Here is a 12,002-nt window from a genome sequence, read left to right on the forward strand (position 1 = left end):
TGGAACTCCAACAGAGATAATTATAAGGTTTATTGTTACATGCCTAAGTGTGGTAGGAGCAATGTACATTGTTTTTGTTATCTATCTTTACTTAAATCCTGAGGCAGATAAACCAAGAAACTGATAATTACTTCTGAAGTAAAAAAAGTTTGAATCCAAGCCTCTCCCTCAGGTGATGCTCAAGGACGGGTATATGTCACCACAGACCAGATTTCTGCGGCTGATGCTAACAATGCATTGTTTATGGGGCAAGGTGGAACAAAGGGAACCCATAGAGTTGAAATCACTCCTGACGATAATTTACCATTGCAGGGTGGTACGCAGCCAAACGAATTGATACACCAAGGCTCTATTAGAGATGGGCGTCAAGGAACCATTGAGGTAAAAGAAAATGACTTTTAAGTTATCAACTGACAATTATTACGAGTTATTAGCTCTACATAAAGCTTTATTGGAGTCTAAATTCAATAATGCTCCAAATGATTTTGATGTTTCTAAGAGTCCTATTGTGAATAAATTATATGCTGAGGTTCTCGAAACTCTTCTGCAAGCAGAATTAGAAAAAAATGGGGAAGCTGGAAAAAATAGATGGATTTCATGGTTTCAAATGGACAAAGCCAAACGTGAATGGAGTGTTGCACTTAATACAGTAAAACGCGAACGTTTATGGTCTGATTGGGATAACCAAAAAAAGAAAGACTTTGCAAAAGCAGTTGTCTACCCGTTTCAGCTTAATGAAGAAAACCTGCAAATGTTTATTACAGAAGCAGACAATTTAACCTGTAGCCAGTAATACTGACTTGAATCTAAAGCCTCGCCCTCGCAGTCACAATGAAGGCCAATAATCTTCTCTTTTCAATTCAAATCGTGGCATATTGCTTAAGTAACTAGCGTGACAGTCTTGATTAGCGCGGCTACTATGGAAATCTGTTATAATGCCCGCAATTACCCTGTTGCAACAAGGCTAACATGGGATATCGAGGAATTATGAGCACTAACGACCAATCATCTAATGCAGATACCATTCAATACGAAGTTGAAATCCCTTCTCGTGAAGAGCTTTTACATGCTGTCACAGCTAGATTAAAGCCGATAAGCTTTGATGAACTTGTCAAACATTTTAACTTGGCTGATGAACGGCAACTCGTTGGGATGAAACGTCGCTTGCGCGCGATGGAACGAGACGGCCAATTAATTTATACCAAAGCCAATGCTTATGGTTTACCAGAGCGAATGAGCCTAATTAAAGGACGTATTATTGGTCATCGTGAAGGTTTTGGTTTTTGTCGCCCAGACGAAGGTGGTGCAGACCTGTTCATTCCTCACCACCAAATGTATAACGTTTTGCATGGCGATATTGTGTTAGTGCAGCAGCAAGGAACAGATAGCAAAGGACGAGCCGAAGGACGCATTGTCCGCGTGATTGAACCGCGTTCAGGAGATATCGTTGGGCGTTATTTTGTTGAACACAATATTGGTGTGGTGGTACCAGATGATAGTCGTATAAGTCAGGATCTTATCATCCCCGAAGGCCAAGCAAATGGCGCTCGACATGGGCAAATTGTCGTAGCTGAGGTGACGCAACGACCAACTCGACGGAGTAGTCCAATTGGCACCATAACTAAAGTCTTGGGCGAGCATATGGCGCCTGGAATGGAAATTGAAATAGCCATTCGTGAACATAATATCCCAACGCAATGGTCATCAGCAGTTTCCCAAGAGTTAGAAAGCTTTGGAGAGGACGTGCCAGGTGAAGCTTATCAAGACAGGAAGGACCTGCGTAGCTTACCGCTGATCACAATCGATGGTGATGATTCGCGTGACTTTGATGATGCGGTTTGCGCAGAACCGCATGGTGACGGTTGGAAGCTGTGGGTTGCCATCGCGGATGTGAGCTACTATGTAAGACCTAATAGTGCGTTAGACAAAGATGCCTTAGAGCGGGGAAATTCTGTTTATTTTCCGAACTTTGTCGTACCTATGTTACCGGAGAAGCTGTCTAACGGTTTATGTTCGTTGAATCCTAACGTAGACCGCCTATGCATGGTGGCGGAAATGACAATCAACAAACGAGGCAAATTAACGCACTCAGAGTTCTATCCTGCCGTGATGAAATCCCACGCCCGGTTAACTTATAACAAAGTAGCCGCAATATTGGCTGGGGATCCGACATTACGCTCTGATTATGCTTCAGTTTTAAGCAACATCGAGCATTTGCATGACTTATATAAGATACTTAAGCAAGCACGACAGCAGCGTTCAGCAATTGAGTTTGAAACTCTTGAAACGCGATTTATTTTTAATGCTCAGCGTAAAATTGAATCGATAGAACCTGTTCGCAGGAATGTAGCTCACACCATCATCGAAGAATGCATGATTATGGCGAATGTAGCGACGGCACGCCTGATTGAGGGCGATGATGAGGCGGGTGCACTATTTCGCATCCATGAAACTCCAAGCAGTGAAAAGTTAACGGCATTTCGTGGCTTTCTAGCGGAACTGGGGCTACGCATGAAAGGTGGTGATGAGCCTAGTCCACGAGATTATGCGGAGGTGCTTGAACAAGTTGCTGAACGTCCTGATGCAGAATTGATCCAAACCATGTTGCTCAGATCGATGCAGCAAGCAGTCTATAGTCCTGATAACGTTGGTCATTTTGGCTTAGCGTTAACTGAATACGCTCATTTTACCTCACCGATTAGACGTTACCCAGATTTGATTTTACATCGGGCAATTAAAGCCATATTAAAAAAACAGCAAGGACCTTCGCCCGCCTTGAGCGGTGCTTGGATGTATCCAGACGAGCAATTGGATCATTTGGGTGAGCACTGTTCAATGACGGAGAGACGTGCTGATGATGCTACTCGTCAAGTGGATGAGTGGCTTAAATGCGAATTTATGCGCGACCACGTGGGGACTGAATTTACTGGCGTCATTGCAGCGGTAACTAATTTTGGCTTATTTGTTCGGATTGATGACTTACAAATTGACGGACTAGTGCATATTAGTAACTTGGATAATGATTATTATCACTATGATAGCGCGAAACATTTATTGATAGGGGAAAACAGTCGGCGGGTATTTCGGTTAGGTGATAAAGCTCGCATCCGGGTAAAATCAGTTAACCTTGATGAACGTAAAATTGATTTAGAATTACTCTCGGCGGAGAGCCCAACAGGGGTAACTCGCATGAATGAATCGTCTCCCCGAGCGTCACGAGATGGCACCTTAGGCCCTAACAAAAAAGTCAAAAAAGCAAGAAAAGAGAAAACAAAAGCGCGCATTAAATCCAAGCGCAAACAAAAAGAATCAGCACGTAAGGCGCGCAAACCTCAACGCTGATGGTCCTGTTTTATATCGATGAGTGAGTTATGAGTAAAAAAATAACGATTTTTGGAATGCACTCTGTGCGTGCTATTCTTGAACAACATCCTGAACGACTGGTTGAGGTTTTCGCTACTCGTGAGCGCCAGGATAAGCCTTTACAAGACTTGGTAAGTCAAGCGCAGCGATTGGGATTACGGGTACAGTTTGTGCCCAAAGCAACCCTCGATAAAAAGGCCGACAATGGCAATCATCAAGGTATTGCTATTACCGCTTTAGAAGCTCCACAGTTGACTGAGAATGATCTTGATGCGCTTTGTGCAAAAGCTGGCAAAGCTGCTTTGTTTTTAGTTTTAGATGGAGTAACCGATCCGCACAATTTAGGTGCGTGTTTGCGTACTGCTGATGCCGCGGGAGTAACCGCGGTGATAGCTCCAAAAGATAAATCAGCCTCACTCAACCCGACGGTGCGCAAGGTTGCTAGTGGTGCAGCAGAGACAGTTCCTTTTGTCCAGGTCACTAATCTTGCGCGTACTTTACGTCAGTTACAAGAAAACCAAGTGTGGGTTATTGGCACCGCCGGTGAAGCGAATGATAGTGTCTACCAAGTTGATTACACGGGGCCTGTGGCGATAGTGATGGGAGCCGAGGGCGACGGTATGCGTCGTTTAACTCGTGAAACCTGTGATCAACTGATAAAAATTCCATTGCTAGGTAGCGTAAGTAGTTTGAATGTCTCCGTTGCTACTGGAGTTTGTTTGTATGAAGTAGTGAGACAGCGTCATGTTTAATCGTCGCCGTATTCGTCCCATTATTATTTCGCTAATCATTATGGTGTTGCTGGCGTTGGCTTGGTTACCTACCGGTGACTTGCTCCCTGAACAGCGCAGTAATAAACCATTTTTATTTATCAGTTATAGCACACCAGTGCCGAATAATAATGCGCTACAAGACGTGTTGTTTGATGTGCAGCAGCGTCTTGAACAACGCCATGAATGGAAGCTTATCGATGAGCCGGCAGATTATGCATGGCAATTAACGGTATCCGTTAGCCAACCCGATAATCTTGAATTATTAGGTGAACTTACAGGTCCTAATGCGGATCTTCAACGCTTTAAGATTCAAGGGCGCCCAGAAGCTATGGGAGCATTACCGGAGCAGTATGTAAAAGTATTGATAGATCTAGTAGAAGCCGGAGATAACGCACAATGATGCTTGTGATTGTGTGCTTTTTCGGCTAAGATCCCGCCGCTTAAATCAGTCTGAAGTATTCATTCATCTAAAAAGCGTTCCTTGCTGCTGAGGGTGTGACTGAGCCCGTTAGTAGCTATGAACCATAAGGAGCAGAAATGCGTCATTATGAAATCGTATTCATGGTCCATCCAGACCAGAGCGAGCAAGTACCTGGCATGATCGAGCGTTACAGCGAGACCATCAAAGCAGGTAACGGTACCATTCATCGTTTGGAAGACTGGGGCCGTCGTCAATTGGCTTACCCAATCAACAAGTTGCACAAAGCACACTACGTGTTGATGAACATCGAAGCGACTGCTGAAGTTGTAGACGAGCTAGAAACAGCTTTCCGTTACAACGATGCGGTTTTACGCAACATGATCATGCGCAAGAAAGAAGCTGAATCTGAAGCATCTGTTTTGAGCAAGAAAGATGAGCCGCGTAAAGCTGATAGCCGCAACGAAGAGCAAGACGACAACGACGCAGCGTAAGCTGATAATCGTTGTGTCTACTATTGTGTAGTCTGTGCAAAATCACTTTGTTGTCAGTGGTGCAGTTGTTAAACCACCGCAATTAACCCACAGTCCGGCTGGCATTAGCCACTTGAAATTTGTTTTAGAGCATCGCTCAGAACAAATAGAGGCTGGATTACCACGACGTGCCTATGTACGCATGGTTACCGTAGTGAGTGGGGCATTAGCAACACAATGGGCAAATGAATTAAACGTTGGAAGTGACATACAAGTTTCAGGTTTTTTGAATCGAATAGAAGATAAAAACGGTATTGGTAAACTGGTATTGCATGCCCAGCAACTTGTGAAGATTTGAGGAGACCATCATGGCTCGTTTTTTCCGTCGCCGTAAATTCTGCCGTTTCAAGGCTGAAGGCGTTAAAGAAATTGATTACAAAGATATCGCTACTCTGAAAAACTACATCACTGAGAGTGGCAAAATCGTTCCTAGCCGTATCACTGGCACTTCTGCGAAGTATCAGCGTCAGTTGGCGCGTGCAATTAAACGTGCACGTTATTTGTCTTTGCTGCCTTACACTGATTCACATCAGTAAGCCGGCATTGCGAACGATCTCAAGAACTCAGAGGTAGCGAACAATGGAAATTATTCTGTTAGACAAAATTGCCAACTTAGGTGGCCTGGGTGACCAGGTTTCTGTTAAGTCTGGCTATGCACGTAACTTTTTGTTCCCGCAAGGTAAAGCAGTTCCTGCAACCGCTGCGAACATTCAAGTTTTCGAAGAGCGTCGGGCTGAATTAGAAGCTAAATTAGCTGCTGACTTAGCTGCCGCTCAAGAACGTGCAGAGAAAGTAAATGCATTAGAGCCAGTAGTTATTAGCTCAAAAGCTGGTGACGAAGGTAAACTGTTTGGTTCAATCGGTACTCGTGATATCGCTGATGCGGTAACTGCTGCAGGTGTTGCGGTAGTAAAATCAGAAGTATTGTTACCGAACGGCACGTTACGTGACGTTGGCGAATATGACATCGAGTTGCACTTGCACTCGGACGTATTTGCAACCGTTAAATTGCAGGTTGTTGCTGAAGATTAATTCAGCTGCTGCAAGCAAACTAGAAAAGCTGTCCATTTGGGCAGCTTTTTTTTTTGGTTTTTTATGACGCATTGTAAACCTTACATCAGCAACGTGCGACATACTGATTAACTTAATAAGAATCGCTGTACAAAATACCAAGATAGGATTTCCCGTGACAGCTCAAACTTTAACAGCATCATATTTTGATGACCCGGATGTAAAGCTTGCGCAGCAGGCCGGACAAGGCGATTTGAAGGCGTTTCGTGAAATATATGAACGGCATCATCGGCGTGTTTACGGTTTGGTGATGCGTCTTGCAGGTGATTTGGATACGGCGAATGATGTGACCCAAGAAGTGTTTATTCAGCTATGGAAGCACTTAGCGAGTTTTCGCGGCGAAAGTAAATTTAGTACTTGGCTGTATACCGTCGCTACGCGCGTCGTCATAACTGAGTTGCGTAAACAAAATCGTCGTGTACAGCAGTTGCAGCTGGTCGGAGACGGACAAACTGAATTCGAACAGAACTTGGTACATAGTGATGGGCCAGATTTGGGGCGCCTTGATGGTTTGATTCAGCGACTGCCCTTGCAAATGCGCTGGGTGTTTGTTCTGCATTGCCTAGAGGGAATGCGTCATGAAGATGTAGCCGAAGAGTTAGGAATAGCGATAGGCACCAGTAAAGTTCAGGTGCACCGTGCCAGAGCGTTATTAGAGGAGTGGTTAAGCGATGACAACGCCGAATAATAGTTCAAGCAACGCATTAGATTCGTTGATAGACGAAACGATGCGAAATGGTGGTGAGATAACGCCACCCAAAGACTTGTGGCGTGGCATTGAGGCGAGTATTAGCCGACAACAGCTCGGTTCGCAGTTGCAAGTAAATAATAACAGACGTTGGGTGATAGGTATTGCTGCGTCATTATTCGTTGCTATCGGAGTGTTTATGGGTACTCACCATGTGCAAATGTTGAGTCCAGGTAACAGGTTGCAAACCGAGGCGCAGATGAAATTGCTGACGATGGTAACCCAACAGCACCAGCAACAGCGTGAGTTGCTATTAAGTAATTACCAAGATGCCGGTTTTACGCCCTCATTTAGTGAATTAGAAGTAGAGTTACAACAACTACGTGAAGCAGCAATTAAAGTGACTCAGCAACTGCAGCAAGAGCCAAATAATCTGGAGCTATGGAAGTTTTTACAGTGGTTGCACCAGCAGGAGCTTGAGCTATTGAAAACTATGTATATGCAGCCGCGCACTTATCGGCAGGTTTAAACAAAGCACAACAGAGGAATGTATCAATGAACAAATTAATTCAATTAGCCATGGCCGGCACGTTATTACTATTACCAAATTTAGCTTTAGCCAAAGGTGAACCGATAAACCAGAAACTTGAAATACCTGCCAATACCCGGGTCGTGATTGATACGATGCGCGGCGAGGTTGACGTACGTGGCACTGATTCAAATATCGCCGAGGTGGTAGGTAACCTCGATGAAAGCGCAGAAGAATTTATTTTCGAACTGAATGGCAACACCTTAACTATTCGCGTGAAAATGCCAAACGATGGCAACTTCTCAAACAGCGACGGTAATGATTTGAGAATAACCTTACCGAAGACCGTGAGAGTTGAAGCGCAAAGCGTTTCGGCTGACTTTGTTTTTAATCGTTTTACGGGCAAGGTGATAATTAACAGCGTTAGTGGTGATATTACAACTTCTTATTTAACCGGTGGGGTGAATTTAGAATCGGTAAGTGGTGACATTAAGGGACGAGAATTAGCTGGTGAAATCACCTTAAACAGTGTTAGTGGTGACATAGAAGATCAAGGGAGTGATAGTTCTCGTGCAACATACGCCACTGTTAGCGGTAACGTAAAAGCTAAGACTAATGCTCGTGTAGTGCGTGCTGAAGGGGTATCAGGTGATGTGCAACTAACCCTGGCTTATGTCGATTCACTAGACATTAATAATGTTAGTGGAGACGTTAATGTAAATACAGCTCTAAATGAAAGCGCACGAGTGAATGTAGAAACCGTGAGCGGCGATACGACGATACAATTAGGCAAGGTTATTCATGCCGATATTGAAGTGCGCACAAGCGCCGGTGGTAACATCATTAACCGCTTGAATGGCGTGAAAGCGGCAGAAAGTAAGTTCGGATTAGGACAAAGCCTGAAACTCGAGCTTGGCGAACGCAACAGCACAGTGAGTCTGCACAGTGTCAGTGGCAATATTGTTTTACAAAAGTAAATGAATTAACGCCAATGTCTCAGAGCCAAGCTAAGCAAATCAGTAAATTTATGCTGATTTGCTTTCTTCGCGCTCGCTGATTTTGTATAGTCTCAGGTGAATTATTCATCTTCACTCACTGAGAGATACATGGCAGAAAAGCGCACTACCAAGCAAGCCTGGCAGGGACAGCAAAAGCTCAAAGACGCCAAGCTTGATGCAATAAAAACCCCTCCACATTCCATTGAAGCAGAACAATCCGTATTGGGTGGACTGATGCTGGATAACCAAGCGTGGGATACTATTGCTGGGGAGTTAATTGCCGATGACTTCTATCATCGCGGTCACCGCTTGATCTATCGTGCTATGCATCATTTAGCCGAGCGAAGCCAACCGATTGACTTAATTACGGTATCAGAAGTACTCGAGGCAAATAATGAATTGCAAGATGTGGGTGGTTTTGCCTATCTAGGTGAAATTGCAAAAAACACCCCGAGCGCAGCTAATATTAGGGCCTATGCACAAATTGTGCGTGAGCGAGCGATTTTGCGCGAGATGATCGCCGTTGCAAATGAGATTGCTGAAGCTGGATTTGATACTCAGAATCGTACCAGCGCTGAGTTACTTGATATGGCTGAAACAAAGGTTTTAGCTATTGCTGAGAAGCGTACTAGCGAAAATGATGGGCCCCAAGCTATCTCTCCGATTTTGGCCAGAACTATTAGTAAAATTGAAGAGCTTGGTGCTATTAAGAATCATAATGGCGTAACTGGTGTTGCTACTGGCTTCTTAGATTTGGATCAGATGACAGCAGGTTTGCAACCATCCGACTTAATTATCGTGGCAGCACGGCCATCGATGGGTAAAACAACCTTCGCCATGAATTTAGTCGAAAACGTTGCCATGAGAAACGATAAACCGGTAGTGGTTTTTAGCCTAGAGATGCCTGCAGAACAAATCATGATGCGGATGATGGCGTCCTTAAGTTCTGTCGATCAAACTAAGGTTCGGACCGGCCGGTTGGATGAACAGGAATGGTTGAGAATTGCATCAACAGTCAATATTTTAAAAGAAAAGAATAACATTTATATCGATGATGCGTCTGGCCTGACTCCGACTGAAGTGCGCGCTAGAGCACGACGTATTCACCGCGATCATGATGGTTTAGGCTTGATTATGGTGGATTACTTGCAGTTGATGACGGTACCTGGAATGTCTGAAAATCGGACGCTAGAAATAGCAGAGATTTCGCGCTCCTTGAAATCGTTAGCGAAAGAATTGAAAGTACCTGTCATTGCCTTATCTCAGCTTAACCGTTCACTCGAACAGCGTTCTGATAAACGTCCGGTGAACTCGGATTTGCGCGAGTCTGGCTCAATTGAGCAAGATGCCGACGTTATCATGTTTATTTATCGAGACGAGGTTTATCACCCGGAATCAGAAGAGAAGGGGATTGCCGAAATCATCATAGGTAAGCAGCGGAATGGTCCGATAGGACGGGTTAAATTGAAGTTTAAAGGGCAGTTTTCAAGATTTGATAATTTGGCCAAGATGGATATACCAGACGGGCCAGACTATTAATTGATTGAGCTAGCAGTTGGCAACTGCTAGCTCACGCAATCTCGACAGAGACCATGAGCTTCGATGGTTTGTGAAACGACCACAAACCCTTGGTCTTCTGCTTGTTTACGCAAAGCCTCGTAAACCCCATCTGATTGAATTTCTTGTACCGCACCACATTGCTCGCAAATCAACATCTGCACTGGATGCTGATGATCAAAATGAGAGCACAAAACGTAGCTGTTTGAGGACGTGATTTTGTGCACAAAACCTTGTTCTTGAAGAAAATCAAGAGCACGGTAAATGGTCGGTGGTTTAGCATTAGGTACAGCCGCTTTAAGCTTGTCTAATAAATCGTAAGCTCCGATAGCGCCTTCTTGACCTGCTAAGATTTCAAAAACTTCGCGCCGTGCGGGCGTTAGTCTAGCCCCACGTTGTTCGCATAATTTTTCGGCCTTGTTTATCAGGCGTTGGGTTTCTTGTGTGTTCATGCAACGAAGTTTATCATCGCTTATGGATACGGCAAAGTATAACCTTTCATCAAACGTTTCGTGCTAGGAAAAATCAATGAAAATAATAAGAACATTAAGCACTGCCTTGGCTTTTGTTGCTTTGTTAACGACAGCACAAGTTCTGGCGCATGAGCGGACTATTTCTGATATTCAGGCGGAATTTCAATCGGGTAAGCTCACAAGCGTGGCACTGGTTGAAGAATATTACGCTACCATCAAAAAGCACAACTCCGACGGTGCTGATCTACGTGCTGTGATTAGTTTAATCGATTTAGATACCTTACGAGAGCAGGCGCGGCAGTTGGATAACGAGCTAGCTGCTGGTCATAGTCGCGGTGAATTGCACGGTATTCCGGTATTGTTGAAAGATAATATTGATACCGCAGACGGTCTCGCCAATACTGCCGGTTCGTATTTATTACGTGATCATATTCCCCCTGATGATGCCTTTATTGTGCAACGGCTTAGAGCAGCAGGGGCGATTATTATGGGCAAAGCCAATTTAAGCGAGTGGGCCAACTTCCGCTCCACCAACTCGGCATCGGGTTGGAGTAGTTGGGGCGGCTTAGTTAAAAACCCTTACGATACCAGCCGCACAGCTTGTGGCTCGAGCTCAGGTTCGGCGGTTGCAGTTAGCGCTAATTTCTCAGTGCTGGCCGTAGGAACTGAAACCGATGGTAGCCTTATTTGTCCGGCAGCTATCAATGGAATTGTCACTATTAAACCTACGGTCGGATTGCTTAGTCGCGACGGTATTATTCCTATCTCTGCGAGCCAGGATACAGCCGGGCCTATGGCTCGCAATGTCACAGATGCGGTGTACATGCTTGATGCGATGGTAGGAAAAGATTCGGCTGATAGCGCCAGTTTTGCTCCGACTGCAAATTACAGTCGTCATTTGCGTGTCGATGGCTTGGCTGGGAAACGTATTGGTGTGGTGCGAGAGTTGATGGGCTACAACCAGGCGATGGATGCTATTTTTACTGAGCGTTTAGAACAACTAAAAGAAGCCGGCGCAGTTATAGTGGACGACGTGAAATTTCCACAGGGACGTAACTGGGGTAACGACGAGTTCGCCGTTCTCTTATATGAGTTTAATCAAGGCATGACAGAGTACTTTGCCGCTAGCCCCCATACGCAGTATAGCTCGCTGCAAGACCTGCATGATGCAAACATAGCCCATGCTGAAACGACCATGCCTTGGTTTGGGCAAGAACTCTTTACTATGGCGCTAGCAGCTACGGATAAAGAGGCTTACCTAGCGGCGAAGAAAAATGCACGAGAAAAAGCTGGTAAATTAGCCATAGATGCCGCTATGGCTGACAATGATCTTGATCTACTAATTGCTCCATCGGTGTCGCCAGCTTGGAAAATTGACTTGATCAATGGCGATAACTTTAGCGGGTCAGCCAGTGGTGCTGCAGCTGTCGCTGGTTATCCACATATCACGGTACCCATGGGATTTGTCGAGCATTTGCCGGTAGGAATGAGTTTTTTTGGGACCGCAAAATCTGAACCTATCCTGATTGAAGCCGCCTATGCTTTTGAGCAGTTAAGCCAAGCTCGTCGCGCACCTGTCTTGCGGTAGTAGCAGGCAAA

General features: G+C 44.9%; 14 protein-coding genes. 13 read left to right on the plus strand and 1 reads right to left on the minus strand.

What is annotated here, in order from left to right; translation table 11 throughout:
* The first annotated feature begins 391 nt into the window (after positions 1 to 391).
* From KGF88_RS02060 to dnaB, 12 genes are all read left to right on the plus strand, one after another.
* Entirely contained in the window at positions 392 to 793 is a 402-nt protein-coding gene (locus KGF88_RS02060; RefSeq protein WP_153826729.1) for a hypothetical protein, read from the plus strand.
* 194 nt (positions 794 to 987) lie between these two features.
* Positions 988 to 3,342, plus strand: a complete 2,355-nt coding sequence (gene rnr / locus KGF88_RS02065) for a ribonuclease R (RefSeq protein ID WP_153826730.1) — start codon at positions 988 to 990, stop codon at positions 3,340 to 3,342.
* 29 nt (positions 3,343 to 3,371) lie between these two features.
* Positions 3,372 to 4,115: a 23S rRNA (guanosine(2251)-2'-O)-methyltransferase RlmB gene (gene rlmB, locus KGF88_RS02070; protein ID WP_110076171.1), complete on the plus strand. Its 744-nt coding sequence runs from the start codon at positions 3,372 to 3,374 to the stop codon at positions 4,113 to 4,115.
* Positions 4,108 to 4,536 carry a hypothetical protein gene (locus KGF88_RS02075; RefSeq protein ID WP_153826731.1) on the plus strand — a complete coding sequence of 143 codons (429 nt, stop codon included), beginning with the start codon at positions 4,108 to 4,110 and terminating at the stop codon, positions 4,534 to 4,536. The genes rlmB and KGF88_RS02075 overlap by 8 nt, the downstream gene beginning before the upstream one ends.
* A 137-nt stretch (positions 4,537 to 4,673) precedes the next feature.
* A complete protein-coding gene (rpsF, locus tag KGF88_RS02080; protein WP_110076173.1) occupies positions 4,674 to 5,048 on the plus strand; it encodes a 30S ribosomal protein S6 in 375 nt (124 codons plus the stop codon).
* A gap of 34 nt (positions 5,049 to 5,082) precedes the next feature.
* The gene (priB, locus tag KGF88_RS02085; RefSeq protein ID WP_110076174.1) at positions 5,083 to 5,385 is read left to right on the plus strand and encodes a primosomal replication protein N; all 303 of its coding nucleotides are present in this window, start codon (positions 5,083 to 5,085) and stop codon (positions 5,383 to 5,385) included.
* A gap of 10 nt (positions 5,386 to 5,395) precedes the next feature.
* A complete protein-coding gene (gene rpsR, locus KGF88_RS02090) occupies positions 5,396 to 5,623 on the plus strand; it encodes a 30S ribosomal protein S18 (RefSeq protein ID WP_006956988.1) in 228 nt (75 codons plus the stop codon).
* Positions 5,624 to 5,666: 43 nt separating this feature from the next.
* The gene (gene rplI / locus KGF88_RS02095) at positions 5,667 to 6,119 is read left to right on the plus strand and encodes a 50S ribosomal protein L9 (RefSeq protein ID WP_110076175.1); all 453 of its coding nucleotides are present in this window, start codon (positions 5,667 to 5,669) and stop codon (positions 6,117 to 6,119) included.
* A gap of 154 nt (positions 6,120 to 6,273) precedes the next feature.
* On the plus strand, positions 6,274 to 6,846 hold the full coding sequence (locus KGF88_RS02100; RefSeq protein WP_162014578.1) for an RNA polymerase sigma factor: 573 nt from the start codon (positions 6,274 to 6,276) through the stop codon (positions 6,844 to 6,846).
* Positions 6,830 to 7,375: a hypothetical protein gene (locus KGF88_RS02105; protein WP_153826733.1), complete on the plus strand. Its 546-nt coding sequence runs from the start codon at positions 6,830 to 6,832 to the stop codon at positions 7,373 to 7,375. The genes KGF88_RS02100 and KGF88_RS02105 overlap by 17 nt, the downstream gene beginning before the upstream one ends.
* 26 nt (positions 7,376 to 7,401) lie before the next feature.
* Positions 7,402 to 8,352, plus strand: a complete 951-nt coding sequence (locus KGF88_RS02110; RefSeq protein ID WP_153826734.1) for a DUF4097 family beta strand repeat-containing protein — start codon at positions 7,402 to 7,404, stop codon at positions 8,350 to 8,352.
* A 129-nt stretch (positions 8,353 to 8,481) separates the two neighbouring features.
* Complete coding sequence (gene dnaB / locus KGF88_RS02115) at positions 8,482 to 9,912, plus strand: replicative DNA helicase (RefSeq protein ID WP_153826735.1); 1,431 nt, start codon at positions 8,482 to 8,484, stop codon at positions 9,910 to 9,912.
* 26 nt (positions 9,913 to 9,938) lie between these two features.
* Here dnaB and zur read toward each other — a convergent pair whose 3' ends face one another.
* Positions 9,939 to 10,382, minus strand: a complete 444-nt coding sequence (gene zur, locus KGF88_RS02120; protein ID WP_110076179.1) for a zinc uptake transcriptional repressor Zur — start codon at positions 10,380 to 10,382, stop codon at positions 9,939 to 9,941.
* A gap of 76 nt (positions 10,383 to 10,458) precedes the next feature.
* Here zur and KGF88_RS02125 point away from each other — a divergent pair, with 76 nt between their 5' ends.
* Positions 10,459 to 11,991 carry an amidase gene (locus KGF88_RS02125; RefSeq protein ID WP_153826736.1) on the plus strand — a complete coding sequence of 511 codons (1,533 nt, stop codon included), beginning with the start codon at positions 10,459 to 10,461 and terminating at the stop codon, positions 11,989 to 11,991.
* The last annotated feature ends 11 nt before the right edge of the window (positions 11,992 to 12,002 follow it).

The sequence above is a fragment of the Idiomarina loihiensis genome (assembly GCF_024584785.1).
In the GTDB taxonomy this organism is placed as follows: domain Bacteria; phylum Pseudomonadota; class Gammaproteobacteria; order Enterobacterales; family Alteromonadaceae; genus Pseudidiomarina; species Pseudidiomarina fusca.